At 72.5% G+C, this 17,760-nt stretch carries 17 protein-coding genes and 1 pseudogene; 13 read left to right on the top strand and 5 right to left on the bottom strand.

Going from position 1 to position 17,760, the window contains the following annotated elements:
• The 5 genes from A6A27_RS40555 to A6A27_RS40535 all read left to right on the top strand — a co-directional run.
• The coding region (locus A6A27_RS40555; RefSeq protein ID WP_241825699.1) for a 50S ribosomal protein L25 at positions 1 to 508 on the top strand (508 nt) is incomplete at its 5' end.
• Positions 509 to 713: 205 nt separating this feature from the next.
• Positions 714 to 1,304, top strand: a complete 591-nt coding sequence (gene pth, locus A6A27_RS40550; protein ID WP_073839958.1) for an aminoacyl-tRNA hydrolase — start codon at positions 714 to 716, stop codon at positions 1,302 to 1,304.
• 92 nt (positions 1,305 to 1,396) lie between these two features.
• Complete coding sequence (locus A6A27_RS40545; RefSeq protein WP_073839957.1) at positions 1,397 to 2,230, top strand: 3'(2'),5'-bisphosphate nucleotidase CysQ; 834 nt, start codon at positions 1,397 to 1,399, stop codon at positions 2,228 to 2,230.
• Positions 2,231 to 2,305: 75 nt separating this feature from the next.
• Entirely contained in the window at positions 2,306 to 3,217 is a 912-nt protein-coding gene (cysD, locus tag A6A27_RS40540) for a sulfate adenylyltransferase subunit CysD (protein ID WP_073839956.1), read from the top strand.
• A complete protein-coding gene (locus A6A27_RS40535; RefSeq protein ID WP_073839955.1) occupies positions 3,217 to 4,527 on the top strand; it encodes a sulfate adenylyltransferase subunit 1 in 1,311 nt (436 codons plus the stop codon). The genes cysD and A6A27_RS40535 overlap by 1 nt, the downstream gene beginning before the upstream one ends.
• Positions 4,528 to 4,598: 71 nt before the next feature.
• On the opposite strand, the gene A6A27_RS40530 is transcribed toward A6A27_RS40535, so the two are convergent.
• Genes A6A27_RS40530 through galE form a run of 3 tightly spaced genes read right to left on the bottom strand, consistent with a single transcriptional unit; the run spans position 4,599 to position 7,890 of the window.
• Positions 4,599 to 5,726: a tetratricopeptide repeat protein gene (locus A6A27_RS40530; RefSeq protein WP_073839954.1), complete on the bottom strand. Its 1,128-nt coding sequence runs from the start codon at positions 5,724 to 5,726 to the stop codon at positions 4,599 to 4,601.
• A gap of 44 nt (positions 5,727 to 5,770) precedes the next feature.
• Entirely contained in the window at positions 5,771 to 6,964 is a 1,194-nt protein-coding gene (galK, locus tag A6A27_RS40525; RefSeq protein ID WP_073839953.1) for a galactokinase, read from the bottom strand.
• Positions 6,961 to 7,890 carry a UDP-glucose 4-epimerase GalE gene (gene galE, locus A6A27_RS40520; RefSeq protein ID WP_241825708.1) on the bottom strand — a complete coding sequence of 310 codons (930 nt, stop codon included), beginning with the start codon at positions 7,888 to 7,890 and terminating at the stop codon, positions 6,961 to 6,963. Before galE ends, galK begins: the two co-directional genes overlap by 4 nt.
• Positions 7,891 to 8,117: 227 nt before the next feature.
• Between galE and A6A27_RS40515 the strand changes: the two genes are divergently transcribed.
• The 6 genes from A6A27_RS40515 to A6A27_RS40490 all read left to right on the top strand — a co-directional run bounded on the left by A6A27_RS40515 (position 8,118) and on the right by A6A27_RS40490 (position 12,739).
• Positions 8,118 to 9,128 carry a hemolysin family protein gene (locus tag A6A27_RS40515; protein ID WP_083673254.1) on the top strand — a complete coding sequence of 337 codons (1,011 nt, stop codon included), beginning with the start codon at positions 8,118 to 8,120 and terminating at the stop codon, positions 9,126 to 9,128.
• A 33-nt stretch (positions 9,129 to 9,161) separates the two neighbouring features.
• Positions 9,162 to 10,187, top strand: a complete 1,026-nt coding sequence (gene trpS / locus A6A27_RS40510; protein WP_073839950.1) for a tryptophan--tRNA ligase — start codon at positions 9,162 to 9,164, stop codon at positions 10,185 to 10,187.
• Between the two features lie 60 nt (positions 10,188 to 10,247).
• On the top strand, positions 10,248 to 10,793 hold the full coding sequence (locus A6A27_RS40505) for a 2'-5' RNA ligase family protein (RefSeq protein ID WP_198940668.1): 546 nt from the start codon (positions 10,248 to 10,250) through the stop codon (positions 10,791 to 10,793).
• Positions 10,794 to 10,846: 53 nt separating this feature from the next.
• Positions 10,847 to 11,782 (top strand): YhjD/YihY/BrkB family envelope integrity protein, encoded by a 936-nt coding sequence (locus tag A6A27_RS40500; protein ID WP_073839948.1) that lies wholly within the window; start codon positions 10,847 to 10,849, stop codon positions 11,780 to 11,782.
• 1 nt (position 11,783) lies between these two features.
• The gene (locus tag A6A27_RS40495; protein WP_073839947.1) at positions 11,784 to 12,152 is read left to right on the top strand and encodes a GntR family transcriptional regulator; all 369 of its coding nucleotides are present in this window, start codon (positions 11,784 to 11,786) and stop codon (positions 12,150 to 12,152) included.
• Between the two features lie 143 nt (positions 12,153 to 12,295).
• Entirely contained in the window at positions 12,296 to 12,739 is a 444-nt protein-coding gene (locus A6A27_RS40490; RefSeq protein WP_073839946.1) for a hypothetical protein, read from the top strand.
• A 279-nt stretch (positions 12,740 to 13,018) separates the two neighbouring features.
• Here the strand turns inward: A6A27_RS40490 and A6A27_RS40485 are convergent, their stop codons facing one another.
• On the bottom strand, positions 13,019 to 14,653 hold the full coding sequence (locus tag A6A27_RS40485) for a glycoside hydrolase family 13 protein (RefSeq protein WP_073839945.1): 1,635 nt from the start codon (positions 14,651 to 14,653) through the stop codon (positions 13,019 to 13,021).
• 276 nt (positions 14,654 to 14,929) lie between these two features.
• Positions 14,930 to 16,015: a LacI family DNA-binding transcriptional regulator gene (locus A6A27_RS40480; RefSeq protein WP_073839944.1), complete on the bottom strand. Its 1,086-nt coding sequence runs from the start codon at positions 16,013 to 16,015 to the stop codon at positions 14,930 to 14,932.
• Positions 16,016 to 16,212: 197 nt separating this feature from the next.
• Between A6A27_RS40480 and A6A27_RS40475 the strand changes: the two genes are divergently transcribed.
• Positions 16,213 to 17,463 carry a sugar ABC transporter substrate-binding protein gene (locus tag A6A27_RS40475; protein ID WP_073839943.1) on the top strand — a complete coding sequence of 417 codons (1,251 nt, stop codon included), beginning with the start codon at positions 16,213 to 16,215 and terminating at the stop codon, positions 17,461 to 17,463.
• Positions 17,463 to 17,760, top strand: a pseudogene (locus A6A27_RS46690) (ABC transporter permease subunit); the annotation flags it as partial. The gene A6A27_RS40475 and the pseudogene A6A27_RS46690, both read left to right, overlap by 1 nt.

Raw genomic sequence — 17,760 nt, 5'->3', positions numbered from 1 at the left:
CGAGGTCAGCGACGGCACCCAGGTGCTGGCGCTGCCGAAGGCGATCCAGCGTGACCCGATCAAGGACACCTTCGAGCACGTCGACCTGCTGCTGGTCCGCCGTGGCGAGAAGGTCACCGTGGAGGTGCCGGTCGAGCTGACCGGTGCGGCCGCGCAGGACACCCTGATCGTGCACGACCACGACACCCTGTCGGTGACCGCCGACGCCACCCGGGTGCCGGACCACCTGGAGGCCTCGATCGAGGGCGCCGTGCCGGGCGTCCAGGTCACCGCCGCCGACGTCAAGCTGCCGGCCGGTGTCGAGCTGGCCGCGGACCCGGAGCTGCCGGTCGCCACGGTGACCGCCGCCCCGACCGCCGAGCAGCTCGAGGCCACCCTGCCCGAGGTCGAGGCGGCCGAGGAAGAGGCTGAGGCTGAGGTCGGCGAGGAGACCGCTGAGGCTCCCGAGGGCGCTCCGGCCGCCGAGGGCGCGGAGGCTCCGGCCGAGGAGCAGCGGACCGAGGCCTGATCGGTCCGCAGGCTGTGCGACAGGCGTCCCCGGTTTCGGGGGCGCCTGTCGCTGTATCGGAGCCGGCCACCAGGCGACGGCACCAGATCGTGGCGCGCTGGGCAGACGCGCCGAGCTGGTGTTGTCGCTCGACGGCTCCGGGCGGTGGCGGGTCGGTGGACGCGCCGAGCTGGAGTCGTCGTGGTAGGAGCGGAAGGGACGTGGCGTGACGGACGAGGCGGGGCCGTGGCTGGTGGTCGGCCTGGGCAACCCCGGTCGGGAGTACGCGGGCAACCGGCACAACGTCGGCTTCATGGTGGCGGACCTGCTGGCCGGCCGGCTGGGCGCGAAGTTCGGCCGGCACAAGCGGGCAATGGCGGAGGCCGCCGAGGGGCGGATCGGGTTCGGCGGCCCGAAGCTGGTGCTGGTGAAGCCGCTGACGTACATGAATCTCTCCGGCGGGCCGGTGGTCGCGCTGGCGCAGTTCCACAAGATCCCGCCGGGGCGGGTGATCGCCGTGCACGACGAGCTGGACATCCCGTACGGGCAGCTGCGGGTGAAGTGCGGCGGCGGCGAGGGCGGCCACAACGGCCTGCGGTCGATGTCGAAGTCGCTGGGCACGAAGGACTACGTACGGGTGCGGTTCGGTATCGGCCGGCCACCGGGGCGGCAGGACCCGGCAGACTACGTGTTGTCGGACTTCTCCTCGCTGGAACGCAAGGAGTTGGAGTTCCTGGTGGACCGGGCGGCGGACGTGGTGGAGTCGGTGGTCACCCGTGGGGTGGAGCCGACGCAGAACCTCTACCACGGCGCCTGAGCGCCTGGCGGGGCGTACCGGGTTCGGCTGGTCGGGGCCGGTAGTCTGCGCCTTTCTGACGTGGCGGATGCCTGCGACGGGAGCGGGAGAAGATGGCTAATCCTCCGATGATCGACGGTGCCTTCGCCCGGTGGTTGGCGGCGCGGGCCGGGCAGGCGCTGATGAACCTGCGCGCGGAGATGGGCTTCGCCGATCCCGGGGCGTTGAAGTCGGCCGGGGACAAGGTCTCGCACGACCTGATCCGTACCGAGCTGGCGAAGTGGCGCCCGGGCGACGCGGTGCTGTCGGAGGAGGACGAGGGTTCGCGGCTGGCCTGGACGGCGGAGGTGAGCTCCGAGGCGGTGTCCCGGCTGAACGCGGACCGGGTGTGGATCATCGACCCGCTGGACGGCACCCGCGAGTTCTCGGAGGACGGCCGGTCGGACTGGGCGGTGCACGTGGCGCTCTGGGCGCGGAACGCGCCGGCGTCGCACGGCCTGGTGGCGGGTGCGGTGGGGCTGCCGGCGCAGCACCGGGTGCTGGCCACGGACTACCCGCCGGCGTACCCGCCGATGACGTTGGAGGCGGCCACGTCGGGCGGCGGGCGGACCATCCGGTTGGCGGCTAGTCGTAGTCGTCCGCCGGTTTTTCTGACCGATCTGGCAGAGGACGTCGGCGCTCATCTCGTTCCGATGGGCTCGGCGGGGGCGAAGATCGCCGCTGTGGTCACGGGGGAGGTCGACGCGTACATCCACGCCGGCGGCCAGTACGAGTGGGACTCTGCTGCTCCGGTCGCTGTGGCGACGGCCACCGGCCTGCACGCTTCCCGGATCGACGGTTCTGCGCTGAAATACAACGAGGCCGACCCGCGCCTGCCCGACCTGCTGGTGTGTCGCAAGGATCTCGCCAGTCGGTTGCTTGCAGCGTTGCAGCGGCATTCCGGGTAGCCTGATTTCTTCACGAGTCCGACCGGAAAGGTCTGGAATCCGGATGTGCGGATCTGAGCGAATCGAGTTCGTGTCATGACGGCCCCGGCCGCGTACCGGGTCTCCCACCTCGACGCGCTGGAGGCGGAGAGCATCTTCGTGATGCGCGAGGTCGTCGCCGAGATGGAGCGGCCGGTGCTGCTCTTCTCCGGCGGCAAGGATTCGATCGTGATGCTCCGGTTGGCCCAGAAGGCGTTCGCCCCGGCCAACATCCCGTTCCCGGTGATGCACGTGGACACCGGGCACAACTTCCCTGAGGTCCTGGAATACCGGGACCAGCGGGTCGCCGAGCTCGGCCTGCAGCTCATCGTGGCCAGCGTGCCCGAGGCGCTGGCCAAGGGGCTGGTCCGCGAGTCGGCGGACGGGATGCGCAACCGGATCCAGACGCCGGTGCTGCTCGACGCGGTGGAGAAGCACCGCTTCGACGCGCTCTTCGGCGGTGCCCGCCGGGACGAGGAGAAGGCCCGGGCCAAGGAGCGCGTGTTCAGCTTCCGCGACGAGTTCGGCCAGTGGGATCCGAAGAACCAGCGCCCGGAGTTGTGGGCGCTCTACAACGGTCGGCACCATCCGGGCGAGTCGATCCGGGTGTTCCCGCTGTCCAACTGGACCGAGCTGGACGTCTGGCACTACATCGCCCGGGAGTGGATCCCGCTGCCGTCGATCTACTACGCGCACGAGCGTGAGGTGATCGAGCGGGACGGCATGCTCTACGCGGTCAACGAGTTCTTCCGGGCACGCGCCGGTGAGGATTCGTTCAAGGCCCAGGTGCGCTACCGGACCGTGGGTGACGCCTCCTGCACCGCGGCGGTCCGCTCGGAGGCGGACACGGTGGAGAAGGTGATCGAGGAGGTGGCCGCCACGCGGATCACCGAGCGCGGTGCGACCCGCGGCGACGACCGGGTCAGCGAGGCCGCCATGGAGGACCGCAAGCGGGAGGGCTACTTCTGATGAGCGCGGAGACGCTGGCACCGGACGCGACGGCCCCCGGGCCGGAGGCCCGGCCAATGGACCTGCTGCGGTTCGCCACCGCGGGCAGCGTCGACGACGGCAAGTCGACCCTGATCGGCCGCCTGCTGTACGACACGAAGTCGCTCTTCACCGACCAGCTCGCCGCCGTCGAGGCGGTCAGCGCGGCCCGGGGCGACGAATACACCAACCTGGCGCTGCTCACGGACGGACTGCGGGCCGAGCGGGAGCAGGGCATCACCATCGACGTGGCGTACCGATACTTCGCCACGCCGCGGCGGAAGTTCATCATCGCCGACACCCCGGGGCACATCCAGTACACCCGGAACATGGTCACCGGCGCCTCCACCGCCGATCTGGCGCTGATCCTGGTGGACGCGCGCAAGGGCCTGGTGGAGCAGTCCCGCCGGCACGCGTTCCTCTGCTCGCTGCTGCGGGTGCCGCACCTGGTCCTCTGCGTCAACAAGATGGACCTGGTGGACTGGTCGCAGGACGTGTTCGAGCGGATCGCCGACGAGTTCACCGCGTTCGCCGCGAAGCTCGACGTGCCGGACCTGACCGTGGTGCCGATCTCCGCGCTGAGGGGCGACAACATCGTCGCCCGCTCGGACAACATGCCCTGGTACGAGGGGTCGTCGCTGCTGCACCACCTGGAGCGGGTGCACATCGCCTCCGACCGCAACCTGGTCGATGTGCGCTTCCCGGTGCAGTACGTGATCCGGCCACAGTCCACCACCGTCACCGACTACCGCGGCTACGCGGGCCAGGTGGCCTCCGGGGTGCTCAAGCCCGGCGACGAGGTGATGGTGCTGCCGTCCGGCTTCACCAGCCGGATCGCTTCGGTGGAGACGGCCGACGGCCCGGTGAACGAGGCGTTCCCGCCGATGTCGGTGACGGTCCGGCTGACCGACGAGATCGACATCTCGCGCGGCGACATGATCTGCCGGCCGAACAACGCCCCGGCGGTCGCGCAGGACATCGAGGCGATGGTCTGCTGGATGGACGAGACCCGCCCGCTGCAGGTCGGCGGCAAGTACGCCATCAAGCACACCACCCGCTCCGCGCGGGCGATCGTGCGCGGGCTGCACTACCGGTTGGACATCAACTCGTTGCACCGCGACGAGGCGGCCGGCGAGCTGAAGCTCAACGAGATCGGCCGGGTGCGGCTGCGCACCACGGTGCCGCTGCTCGCCGACGGGTACCGCCGCAACCGCACCACCGGCGGCTTCGTCATCATCGACGAGAGCACCAACCGGACCGTCGGCGCCGGCATGATCGTCGAGGCCAGCTGACCCCACCCGGCACCCCGGCCGGACCCACTCGCGGTCAAAGTCGATCTTCGCTTGAGGCGCAAACTTCTTGATCAATGCCGTGTCGGCGCGGGCGCGGGGGTCCGCGGGGTGGGGCGGGGCCAGATGGTGTAGGCGAGGCGGCGGAATGCCATGCCGGCGCGGCGGCGGAGCTGCCGCCAGAGCCGGAACGCCAGCACCGCGCCCACCGGGATCAGCAGCAGGGTGGCCACGCCACCGGCCGGACTCTCGAGTCGTGGCGCCAGGGCACCGAGCACGAGGGAAGCGACCGCCGCCAGGACGAGCAGGAGGCCGGGCACGGCCGCCCCGGCGCGCGCCCACCGCCGCAGCTGCCGGCGTACCGGGGCCGGCTGCCGCCGCCAGGCGTAGCCGGTCGCGCCGGCGAGGCCCACCAGGACCAGTCCGGCTGTCACCGGACGTGCGCCGCCGGGCGCGGGGTCGACGAGCGCGAACACCGACCAGTACGCGAGGGCGGCGAGCGCTGTGACGTCGAACAGCCGCCAGCCCAGCGCGAGGGAGACAACCTCGTGGGCGGTCACGTTCCAGGCGGCGCGCGGGTTGGCGGCGAGGGCGTCGCCGAAGCCGCGGGCGGCGGCGCTCGTCCGGTCCTGCCCGGCGTCGAACCTCGCCAGCTCCCGCAGCGCGGGCTCGAACGCCGGGTCGACGGCGAGGGCCCGGCCGCAGGCGTCCCGGGCCGCGCGGAGCCGGCCCATCCGGGCGTGCACCCGGGCGTCGAGCACATGCAGGTCGGGGTTGTCGGGGCCGAGTTCCAGGGCGATGTCGGCGTGCCGGCGGGCGGCCAGTACCCGGTTGGGGTTGCCCATGCCAAGCAGCGCCTGTGCCAGGAGGGCGTGGCACTCCCAGGAGCGGGGCACCAGCTCCAAGGCCTGCTGCGCGGCGGCCGCGGCGTACCCGGGGTGGCCGGCGTCGAGCAGGATCCGGGCCTTCTCGGCCAGCGGGTGCTGCGGGGCCCTGGTCAGCCCGAGCGCCCGGTCCACCAGCCGCATGGCCTCGGCGAGCTGGCCCAGCATCCGCCGGCAGCGGGCGAGCAGCACCAGCAGGCCGACGTGCTCGGGCTGCCCGGCCACCGCCTCGCTGAGCACCTCCGCCGCCTCGGCGTACCGGCCGACCTGGAACAGCGCGTTCGCTCGTTCCTGGGCGCGCAGTCCGGCGTCGCTCACGCCGCCACACCCTACCCGCCGTCCGGTGAGGACGGGTGGCCGCCTCAATCGAGGCGGGTGGCGCCGCCGACCGGGAGGGCGGTCAGGGTGCGGGGGGCGGCGAAGCCGCGCTCGGCGTACGCGGCGGTGACGGCGTCGGCGACCGCCGGTGCGCGGTCGGCGTCGACCAGGGCGAGCACGCAGCCGCCGAAGCCGCCGCCGGTCATCCGGGCGCCGTACGCCCCGGCGGCGAGGGCCGCCTCGACCGCGGTGTCCACCTCCGGCACGGTGATCTCGAAGTCGTGGCGCATCGAGGCGTGCGAGGCGGTCAGCAGGGGTCCGATGTCGCGTACCCGGCCGGCGCGCAGCAGGGCGACCGTGTCGAGCACCCGCTGGTCCTCGGTGACGACGTGCCGGACCCGGCGTCGGGTCTCCTCGTCGGGCAGCCTCGCCAGCGCCGTGTCGAGGTCGGCGACGGCCACGTCGCGCAGGGCCGGCACCCCGAGGGTCCGCGCCGCCCGCTCGCACGACGCGCGGCGGGCGGCGTACTCGCCGTCGGCGTGCCGGTGCGGGGCCCGGCTGTCCACCACCAGCATGGCCAGCCCGGCCGCCGCCAGGTCGAAGGGGATCTGTTCGACGTCTTCGGTGCGACAGTCCAGGAAGAGGGTGTGCCCCGGGCGCCCGCGGATCACGGCGGACTGGTCCATGATCCCGGTGGGCGCCCCGACGTAGTCGTTCTCGGCCCGCTGGGCCAGCCGTGGCCACCGGTCGGCCGGCAGGTCCAGCCCGCCCAGCTCGACCAGGGCGGCCAGCACCGCCGCCTCGACGGCCGCCGACGAGGAGAGCCCGGAGCCGACCGGCACGTCGGAGGCGACGGCGAGCCGGGCCCCCGGCACCCGGTGACCGGCGGCCCGCAGCGTCCAGACCACCCCGGCCACGTAGGCGGCCCAGCCGGTGACTCGGCCGGGTTCGTCGGCCTCGGCCGGGCCGAACTCGACCGGCTCGTCGGCCAGCTCCGACCAGACCGTCCAGCGTTCGTCGTCCCGCGGGGCCGCGGCGACCACGGTACGCAGCGGCAGCGCGAACGGGAGCACGAAGCCCTCGTTGTAGTCGGTGTGCTCGCCGATCAGGTTGACCCGACCGGGTGCGACCCAGCGGCCGGCCGGCTCCGCGTCGTACCGCTGCCGGAAGCCGGCGGTGGCGCGGGCGGCGACGTCGCCGGACGGCGCGGTGGCGGTGGTGGGGGTCGCGGTGGTCACCGCTGTCCCAGGACGTGCGCCTGGTAGAAGGCCCAGGCGTCGCCGACCATGTCGTGCAGGGTGGGCTTCTGCGGCACCCAGCCCAGTTCCTCGCGGGCCAGCGCGGAGGAGGCGACCAGCTCGGCCGGGTCACCCTCGCGGCGGGGGGCCACCTCGACCGGTACGGGCTGGCCGGTGACCTCGCGGACCACCTCGATCACCTGGCGGTTGGTGAAGCCGTTGCCGTTGCCGAGGTTGTAGATCAGGTGCCGGCCGGGGACGGCGGCGGTCAGCGCCAGCAGGTGCGCCCGGGCCAGGTCCTCGACGTGGATGTAGTCCCGGATGCAGGTGCCGTCGACGGTGGGGTAGTCGTCGCCGAAGAGCTGGAGCTTCTCGCGCCGGCCGGCCGCCACGTCGAGGGCGAGCGGGATGAGGTGGGTCTCCGGGTCGTGCCGTTCGCCGATGGCCTGCCCGTCGTGCAGGTACGCCCCGGCGACGTTGAAGTAGCGCAGCGAGACGGCGGCCAGGTTGTGCGCGATCGCCTCGGAGGTGAGCGCCATGTCGACGGCCAGCTTGGTCGCCCCGTACGTGTTGGTGGGGGCCTTCACGGCGGTCTCCGGGATGGGCACCTCGCTCGGGTTGCCGTAGACGGCGGCGGTGGAGGAGAAGACCAGCCGGGGCACCCGGGCGGCGCGGGCCGCGTCGATCAGGGCGAGCGAGCCGACGGTGTTGGTCGCCCAGTAGAGCTCCGGCTTGACCATCGACTCGCCGGCGGCGATCAGCGCGGCGAAGTGCAGCACGCCGTCGAAGCCGGCGTCCGGGGTGAGCACCCGGGCGACCTCGTGGACCGGCAGGTCGACGTGGGTGGCCTCGGGGGCGAGAGCTGCTCGGTGGCCGGTGCGCAGGTCGTCCAGGACGGTCACCTCGTGGCCGTGGTCCAGCAGCATCCGGGTCACCACGCTGCCGATGTAGCCGGCGCCGCCGGTGACGAGCAGTTTCACGTCGGGTCCTCCTGCCTGGCCGCGTTCCGTGGCGGCCGTCCGTGATCACCCTAAGGCCGCTGGTCGGGCCGTGGCTGTACATGGCTTCCTGCCATTCCACCATGACCCGCCATGATTGAACAGATCCGAACATTGCCCCGCTGCCCGGTTGCCCGCTGTCTACCATCCTTGTCATGCGGGAGGCAGGCGGCCGCGGGCCCCGGCGACGGCCTCCGGGGCGACCGCGACGCGAGCCCGGCCCCCTCGCGCGCACCGTGGCCCGGCTCGTGGTCCGCGCCGCCGACGGCGCCACCCGCCTGGTCACCGACCTGCTCGGGGCCAGTCCGACGGCCGGCCGCGAGCGGATCAGCGAGGCCGAACTGCGCGACCTGGTCGCCGCCAACACGGTGCTCGACCCGGACGAACGGCGGATCATCGACGAGGTGCTGGTGGCCGGGGCGCGCCTGGTCCGCGAGGTGATGGTGCCGCGCACCGAAGTGGTGTTCCTGTCCGCCGGGCTCACCGTCGCTGAGGCGGAGCGGCTGGTCCGGGTCGAGACCCACACCCGCTACCCGGTGGTCGACGGCACCCACGACGACGTGGTCGGCTTCGTGCACCTGCGGGACGTGCTGCTCCGCCCCGAGCGCGAGCGCCACGGCACGGTCGGTGAGCTGATCCGCGAGGTGAAGCGGTTGCCGGGCAGCAAGCGGGTGCTGGCCGCGCTCACCGAGATGCGCCGGGAGGGGCACCACCTGGCCGTGGTGGTCGACGAGTACGGCGGCACCGCCGGCATCGTCACGTGCGAGGACCTGGTCGAGGAGTTGGTCGGGGAGATCCACGACGAGTACGACGGCCCACCCGACCCGGCTCACGCCGGCCTGCCCGCCGTGGTCGACGGCCGGCTCAACCTGGCCGACTTCGCCGAGCGCACCGGGGTGCCGCTGCCCGCCGGGCCGTACGAGACGGTCGGCGGGTTCGTGATGGCCGCCCTGGGCCGGCTGCCGGTGGCCGGGGACGAGGTGCCGGTGGCTCCGGGCGGGCCCGACCCGGACGACCCGCCGGGCGGCTGGCTGCTGCGGGTGCTCGCGTTGGACGGGCGGCGGGTGTCCCGGCTCGCGGTCTCCGCCGCGCGGCTGCCCGAGCAGCGGCGTGAGGTCCCGACCCCGGTCGCGTCCGCCGAGCGCCGACCCGCCGGCCCGTCATGACGTACGCCGGGCCTTGCTGACAGAATTGCCGGCATGTCCGACGTACCCGCCCGCCCCCGCGTCTTCTCCGGCATCCAGCCGACGGCCGACTCGTTCCACCTCGGCAACTATCTGGGTGCGGTGCGGCACTGGGTGGCCCTGCAGGACAGCCACGATGCCTTCTACTGCGTGGTCGACCTGCACGCGATCACCGCCGGGCACGACCCGAAGGTGCTCAAGCAGCGCTCCCGGATCGCCGCCGCGCAGCTCTTCGCCGTCGGGATCGACCCGGAGCGCAGCACCCTCTTCGTCCAGTCGCAGGTGCCCGAGCACCCGCAGCTGGCCTGGGTGCTCGGCTGCATCACCGGCTTCGGCGAGGCCAGCCGGATGACCCAGTTCAAGGACAAGTCGCAGAAGCAGGGCAACGAGCGGGCCAGCGTCGGCCTCTTCACGTACCCGATCCTCCAGGCCGCCGACATCCTGCTCTACCAGGCGCACGCGGTGCCGGTCGGCGAGGACCAGCGGCAGCACCTGGAACTCTCCCGCGACCTGGCCCAGCGGTTCAACACGCTGTTCGGCCCGACCTTCACGGTGCCCGCGCCGCACATCGTCAAGGACACCGCGAAGATCACCGACCTGCAGGACCCGACGGCCAAGATGTCGAAGTCGTCCTCCTCACCGGCCGGCATCATCGACCTGCTGGAGGATCCGGCCCGCTCGGCCAAGAAGATCCGCTCCGCGGTCACCGACACCGGCCGCGAGATCGTCTTCGACGCCGAGGGCAAGCCGGGCATCGCCAACCTGCTCTCCATCTACTCGGCGCTCTCCGGGCGCAGCATCGACGATCTGGTCGCCGCGTACGACGGCAAGGGCTACGGCGACCTCAAGAAGGACCTGGCCGAGGTGGTTCGGGAGTTCGTCACTCCGATCCAGGAGCGCACCCGCGGCTACCTGGACGACCCGGCGCAGCTCGACAAGCTGCTCGCCCAGGGCGCCGAGAAGGCTCGGGCGGTCGCCGCGGCGACGCTGCGGACGGCGTACGAGCGGATCGGGTTCTTCCCCCCGGTCCGCTTCGAGTAGCGGCCCGGGCGCGACGGGAACGGGTGGACGCAGTCGGTGGCCGGAGGGGTGGCGCGGAGCGTGGATCGCAGGGACGGGGCGCCGGACGCCGACGACTCCATCCAGATCGGGATCGCGGTGGACATCCCCGAGCCGTGGGGCGGAATGCTCACCCGCCGCCGGGTCGAGGCCGGTGACCCGCAGGCCGTCCCGGCCCACGTCACCCTGCTCGGGCCGACCGAGATCCCGGTACGCGCTCTCTCCGCGGTCGAGGCGCACCTGGCCCGGGTGGCCGCCACCCACCTGCCGTTCACCCTGCACCTGCGGGGCACCGGCACCTTCCGCCCGGTCACCCAGGTGGTCTTCGTGGCGGTGGCGGCCGGGATCAGCGAGTGCGAGCTGCTCGCCGCCGCCATCAACGCGGCCCCCGAGCTGCACCGGGAGGCCCGCTTCCCGTACCACCCGCACGTCACGGTGGCCCAGGACGTCCCCCCTGAGGTGCTCGACAAGGTGTACGAGGATCTGGCCGACTTCTCGGCGCTGTTCGAGGTGGAGGGGTTCACCCTCTTCTCGCACAGCGGGGCGACCCGGTGGCAGCCCCGCCGCGACTTCCGCCTGGGCGGTTGAGCTGAGCGCGTGGCCGGCCCGCCGTCGGGTGGGGAATCGGTGAGGATGACGTGGTGAACGTGCTCGGCCGGATCGAGGCCGCGGTGGGGCGCCGGATCGACGTGGCCCGGCTCCGGTCGGCGGCGTTCGACCACCTGTGGCGGGCCGGGGCACTCTACGCCGAGGTGCTCGGCGGCCGGCTCGCGGCCGCGATCGCCTACTACGGCTTCTTCGCGGTCTTCGCGCTGGCCCTGGTCGGATACTGGGTCCTCGGCGCGATCATCGAGGACAACGACGAGGTCAGCAGGGCGGCGGCGGATTTCCTCCGGGAGAACCTGCCGTTCCTCAAGCCGGACCAGATCGAGCAGAGCAGCGGCACGGTCGGGGTGGTCGGCCTGGTCATCCTGGTCATCACCGGGATCGGCTGGGTGGAGGCGATCCGTTCCTCGCAGCGGCTGATGTACGGCTTCAACCAGCAGCCCGGCAATCTGGTGGTCCGCCGGCTGGTCGACCTGGGCGTGCTGGTGGTGGTCTTCCTGATGCTCGGCATCTCGGTCGCCGCCGTCGACGCGCTGGAGTCGCTGCTGCGCTTCCTGCTGCGCAGTACCGGGTCGTTCGGGCTGACCACGGTGAGCGCCGTGCTCAGCGTCGTGATCAACGCGGTGCTGGCGGTGGCGCTGCTGGTGGCGGTCCCCCGGCTGCGGATGAGCCGTCGCCGGCTGCGGCCGGTGGTGCTGGTGGTCGCCGTCGGCATCACCCTGCTGAACACGGTCGGCCGCTACTACGTGATGCGCACCGAGCGGAATCCGGCGTACACGGTGGTGGCCACCGCGGTGGGGCTGCTGCTCTACCTCTACCTGCTCAACCAGTTGGTGCTCTTCGGCGCGGCGCTGGCCGCCACCAGCCGGTACGGCCGGGTGGTGGACCTGGCCGAGGGCGGCGCGGCCCGGGAGGTGGACGTGGAGGCCGACGAGGTGCCCGAGCCGGGTACGCCGGGAGGAGCGGGCTGAGATGCGGATCCGGATCGACCCGGGCTCGACGGTGCCCCCGTACGAGCAGGTGCGCGGGCAGCTCGCCGGGATGATCGGCGACGGCCGGTTGCCGGTCGGCACCCGGCTGCCCGCGGTCCGGCAGCTCGCCGGCGACCTGGGCCTGGCGGTGAACACCGTGGCCCGGGCGTACCGGGAGCTGGAGGGGGCCGGGCTGGTGGAGACCCGGGGGCGGCACGGGACCGTGGTGGCACCGGGGCGCGACGACGCCGCCGACCGCCTGCACCGCGCCGCCACCGAGTACGCCGCCGAGGCGGTCCGACTGGGCGTCCCACCGGACCGCGCGCTCGCCCTGATCCGCGCCGCCCTCGACGCCACTCACCCGGCCTGAGCCCGGCGGACCCCGCGCAGGGCCGCCGCGGGCTCGACCGGGGTTCGCTCACTTTCCGGAAAATGGGGCCTCCCGACGTGCGGAGACCACACTTTCCGTGAATCTGCGCGGATCTGCCGGGCGGGAGCGACCATGATGGGCCGGTGGGCGCACTCGTGACACTGGACCTGCCGGACGACTCGCCGATGCTCGGCCTGCCGTGGATCATCACCTTCGGCCCGCTCGGCGACGCCGACGAGTGGGAACCGGTGGTCTGCGGCCCGTACGAGCGGCCACACGCGCTCGCCTTGGCCGAGGCGGTGGTGGCCGAGGAGCAGCTGATGGCGGTGGTCGAACCGCTGCTGCCGGCGCTGACCGCCGAGGAGATCCGCGGCGAGATCGCGGCGTCCCAGCTCGCCGCCGAGGAAGAGACGGCCCAGGTCGACCAGGCGGACCTCTACGGCGACTTCGAGGACACCATCGACGAGGAGCTGGAGCTCGCCGCCGAGCAGGAGCCGGCGGCCGAGCCGGTGACACCGCCCAGCCGGGACGAGGTGCGGGCCGGTTTCGCCCGGATCGCCGAGCTGCTCACCAGCAAGGGGGACTGACCCCGCTCACCGGCGCGGTGCGTGGTCGAGTACGCAGAACTCGAGTCGGCGAGGACGACGAAGCCCTCCTCGCGGACCGGCCGACGTCCGCCGGGCGGGCGCCGAGCGCCGGTGCGGACCTGCGCTGAACGTGGCGTTCCAGATGGACACCGACGCCTCGGGGAGCGGACTCCCCGAGGCGCCGGCGCCACCTCACCCCCCACCACAAGGGGTCGGTAGCCCAGCCGCCCGTCGGCGCGGAGCACAACGGACGACCAGGTCAATGGCGGGTTACCCGGCTCAGCGCCGTTCGAACCACGCAGCCGCGTCCACCGGCAGGACGTGCCCGTCGCCCTGCTCGGTGAGGTCGGCGCTGGCGGCGATCGGCCGGTCGTGGCCGGCGATCGTGACCTCGGTGCCGCTGATGTTGATCACGCAGGTGAACTCGGCGTCCCCGGCGGTACGGCGGAACGCCAGCACCCCGGGCTCGGTCTCCAGCCAGGTGATGCCGTCGGTGCCGGCCAGCGCCGGGTGTTCGTGCCGGATCCGCAGGGCCGCCCGGTAGAGCTCCAGCGTCGAGCCGGGTACCCCGGTCTGGGCGGCCACCGACAGGGCCCGCCAGGTCGTCGGCGCCGGCAGCCAGCTCAGCTCGCTGCCGGCCGGCCCGAAGCCGTACGGGGCCAGCTCGCCGCTCCACGGGATCGGCACCCGGCAGCCGTCCCGGCTCTCGCCGGTACGCAGGAACGCCGGGTCCTGGCGCAGCTCGTCGGGGAGGTCCAGCACCTCGGGCAGGCCCAGTTCCTCGCCCTGGTAGACGTACGCGCAGCCGGGCAGGGAGAGCATCAGCAGGGCGGCGGCCCGAGCGCGGCGCAGGCCGACCTCGCCGTCGCCGTACCGGGTGACGTGCCGCTGCCGGTCGTGGTTGGAGAGGACCCAGGTGGTGGGCGCGCCGACGATGGTCGACTCGGCGAGCGCGGTGTCGATCACCTTGCGGAACGAGTCGGCCGACCAGGTGGCGTCGAGGAAGTCGAAGCTGAACGCCTGGTGCAGCTCGTCCGGGCCGATGTAGCGGGCGAGGCGCTGCGGGGTCTCCGCCCACGCCTCGGCCACCGCCATCCGGCCGCCCGGGTAGCTGTCCAGGATCGGCCGCCAGGCGCGGTAGATGTCGTGCACCTCGTCCTGGTCGAAGTACGGCAGCCGGCCCTTGCCCAGCAGCTCGGACTGGCGCTGGCCGGTGGTCATCGAGTTGAAGCCGACGTCCGGCAGCCCCTCGGCCTTGATCATCCCGTGCGCCACGTCGATCCGGAAGCCGTCCACGCCCCGGTCGAGCCAGAACCGCAGGATGTCCTCGAACTCGGCGCGTACCTCGGGGTGGCGCCAGTTCAGGTCGGGCTGGGCCGGGTCGAACAGGTGCAGGTACCACTGGCCGTCGGCCACCCGGGTCCAGGCGGGGCCGCCGAAGATGCTCTCCCAGTCGTTCGGCGGCAGCTCACCCGCCTCGCCCTGGCCCTCGGCGAACAGGTAGCGCTCGCGCTCGGCGGAACCCGGGCCGGCCGCGAGCGCCGCCTGGAACCACGGGTGCGCGCTGGACGTGTGGTTGGGTACCAGGTCCGCGATGATGCGCAGGCCCAGGGCGTGCGCGTCGGTGATCATCGCGTCGAAGTCGGTGAGGGTGCCGAAGAGTCGGTCCACGTCCCGGTAGTCGGCCACGTCGTAGCCGGCGTCCACCTGCGGCGAGGTGTAGAACGGCGTCAGCCAGAGCGCGTCGACGCCGAGGTCGCGCAGGTACGGCAGGCGCTCCCGGATGCCCTGGAGGTCGCCCACGCCGTCGCCGTTGGCGTCTGCGAAGCTGCGGACGTAGACCTGGTAGACGACCGCGGATCGCCACCAGTCGTCGTCGGAGGTCAGCGGCGTGGGGTTGGTGGCGGCGGTCATCGGTGACGATCCCCGTTCTCTGTCGCGGGAGGGCAGCACCCCGCGCGGTGTGGGTGACGGCGCGGTGTCTGAGCAGGATGCCGCCCGAGCGCTGCAAGAGTCAAGCATTCCTTGCGCAAGAAATGACAGCACTGGCGCGGGTGGGGTCGCTCTCCAGCCCCCATCTGTCCCACCGCGCGGGACGTACGGGCGCTTCGGGCGCCCGGGATCCCGCTCGGTCGCCGACCTGGCGAACACGCCGGCCGCGTCCTGGCCGGTGGGCCGGGGCGGGTCGGCTCAGGCGGGCACGGCGAGGGAGGAGGTCGGCGGACGCTGGCGCCCAGCTCCGCTCCCCGGGGCGGCGTCGGCCGGGCGGACCACGGCGGTGGAGCCGCGTACCACCAGCTCGGGGCGGAACAGGTATTCGGAGTGCGGAGCGGGATGCCCGTTGATCTCGTCGACCAGGGCCCGGACCGCGGCCACGGCCATGGCGGCGACCGGCTGGCGCATGGTCGTCAGTGGCGGGTCGGTGAAGGCCATCAGCGGGGAGTCGTCGTAGCCGACCACGGAGACGTCGTCGGGGACGGCGAGCCTGCGCTGGCGGGCGGCCCGGATCGCGCCGAGCGCCATCAGGTCGGAGCCGCAGACGATGCCGGTCACCCCGCGCTCGATCAGCCGGCCGGCGGCGGCCTCCCCGCCCTCGACGCCGAAGAGGGAGAGTTCGGCCAGTTCCGCGACCTCCACCTCGGTCGCGCCGGCCAGCCGGGTCAGGGCCGTCCGGAAGCGGGCCACCCGGCGCTGCACCGGCACGAAGCGGTCCGGGCCGGTGATCAGGCCGATCCGCCGGTGGCCGAGCGCGACCAGGTGGGCGATGGCCAGCTCGGTGGCCTCCCCGTCGTCGCAGGAGACGAAGGGTGCCGCGATGCCGGGCGCGTACCCGTTGATCATGACGATCGGCAGCGGTCGGGCGATCAGCGCGCGGTACCGATCGTGGTTGGCGGCGGTGTCGGCGTGCAGGCCAGAGACGAAGACGATCCCGGACACCTGCCGGTCCAGCAGCATCTCGACGTACTCGTCCTCGGTGACGCCGCCGGGGGTCTGGGTGCAGAGCACCGGGGTGAAGCCGCTCTGCGCCAGAGTGGACTCGATGATCTGGGCGAAGGCCGGGAAGATCGGGTTGTCCAGCTCCGGCACGACCAGGCCGACCAGGCCGGCGCTGCGCTTGCGCAGCCGGGCGGGGCGCTCGTACCCGAGCACGTCGAGGGCGGTGAGGACGGCCTGCCGGGTCTCCGGGGCCACTCCCGGGCGGTCGTTGAGCACCCGCGACACCGTGGCCTCGCTGACTTCGGCCTGTTGGGCGATGTCGGACAGTCGAGCGCGCATGGCGGCACTTTAGCTCACGGGAAAGTTCTTGCGTACACTCCTGCAATACCTTCCATTCTCTGCAACGCCTTGCTAACGTCCCCGCAACACGCGAGAGCAGCGGCGCGGCACCCAGCGCCGGTCAGCAAGAAATTCCAGAGGTTTCCACTGGCGGGCCGCCCTTCCCCCGGCGGGCCGCCATGACGACAGGAGTACCGATGCGCATCCGTACCGCGGGTGTGGTCGCTGTCCTCGGCCTGGCGCTCGCCGCCTCGGGCTGCGGTGGCAGTGACAGCGACAAGCCGGCCGCCAAGGAGTCCGCCAAGGCGGCGGGCGGCAAGCTGGTCATCTGGGCCGACGACAAGCGGACCGCAGCCCTCAAGCCGTTCGCCGAGGAGTTCGGCAAGGAGAACGGGGTCACCGTCGAGGTCAACGCCGTCTCCAAGGACCTGCAGACCAACTTCGTCACCGCCTCGCAGCAGGGCAGCGGCCCGGACGTCGTCGTCGGCGCGCACGACTGGATCGGCAACCTGGTCCAGAACGGTGCCATCGACCCGGTGCAGCTCGCGGCCGACCAGAAGGGCGGGTTCAGCGAGGTCGCCGTCAAGGCTGTCACCTTCAACGGCCAGCTCTACGGCGTGCCCTACGCGCAGGAGAACCTGGCGCTGATCCGTAACACCGAGCTGGCCCCCGAGGCCCCGAAGACGATCGAGGACCTGGTCGCCGCCGGCAAGAAGCTCAAGGCCGAGAAGAAGGTCAGCGAGATCCTCTGCCTTCAGGTCGGCCAGAACGGCGACGCGTACCACATCTACCCGCTGTACACCTCGGCCGGCGGCTACCTCTTCGGCACCGCGGCCAACGGCGACTACGACCCGAAGGACCTGGGCGTGGGCAAGCCGGAGTCGATCGCTGCCTTCCAGAAGATCGGGAAGCTCGGCGAGAAGGGCGAGGGCGTGCTGAAGCGCTCCATCGCCGACACCAACTCGATCGCCAACTTCACCGGCAAGAAGTGCGCCTACCTGGTCTCCGGTCCGTGGGCGACCGCCGACGTGAAGAAGGCCGGCGTCAAGTACGACATCTCCCCGGTCCCCGGCTTCGCCGGCGGCAAGGAGGCCCAGCCGTTCGTGGGCGTGCAGGCCTTCTACGTGGCCGCCAAGGGCAAGAACAAGGCCCTGGCCCAGGAGTTCGTGGCGAACTACGTCACCAAGCCCGATCTGGCCGTGGCCCTGTACGAGGCCGAGCCGCGCCCGCCGGCGCTGACCGCAGCGCTGGACCAGGTCAAGGGCGAGGACCCGGACCTGGCCAAGTTCCAGGAGGCCGGTAAGAACGGCCAGGTGCTCCCGGCGATCCCGGCCATGGCCGCGATCTGGGACCCGTTCGGCAAGGCGGAGGCCGCCGTCATCGGCGGCGCCGACCCGGCGCAGACGATCACCGCCGCCGGCAAGACCATCGCGGGTCAGATCAAGTAATGAGCACGTCGCTGTCCGGCCCGGAGCCTGCCACGCAGGCGCCGGGCCGGGAGCCCGTTCGCCGCGGGCTCCCGCGCCCGTCCCGTACCGCGCGGAACCACGCGCCGATCACCGCGACCGGCCTCCTCGTCAAGGTGATCCTGCTCGGCCTGGTGGCCGGCATCGCGATCTGGGCGGCGTTCCCGCTGATCGAGGCCGAGCACTGGATCGGGCTGGCGATCCTGGCGATCACCACCGCTGGTCTGTTCTACCTCTACCTCGGCCGCCGGCACGTCCCGGCCAAGTATCTGGTCCCCG

The organism is Micromonospora sp. CB01531 (genome assembly GCF_001905095.1).
Taxonomy (GTDB): domain Bacteria; phylum Actinomycetota; class Actinomycetes; order Mycobacteriales; family Micromonosporaceae; genus Micromonospora.
This window is presented reverse-complemented; position numbering and strand designations above follow the sequence as displayed.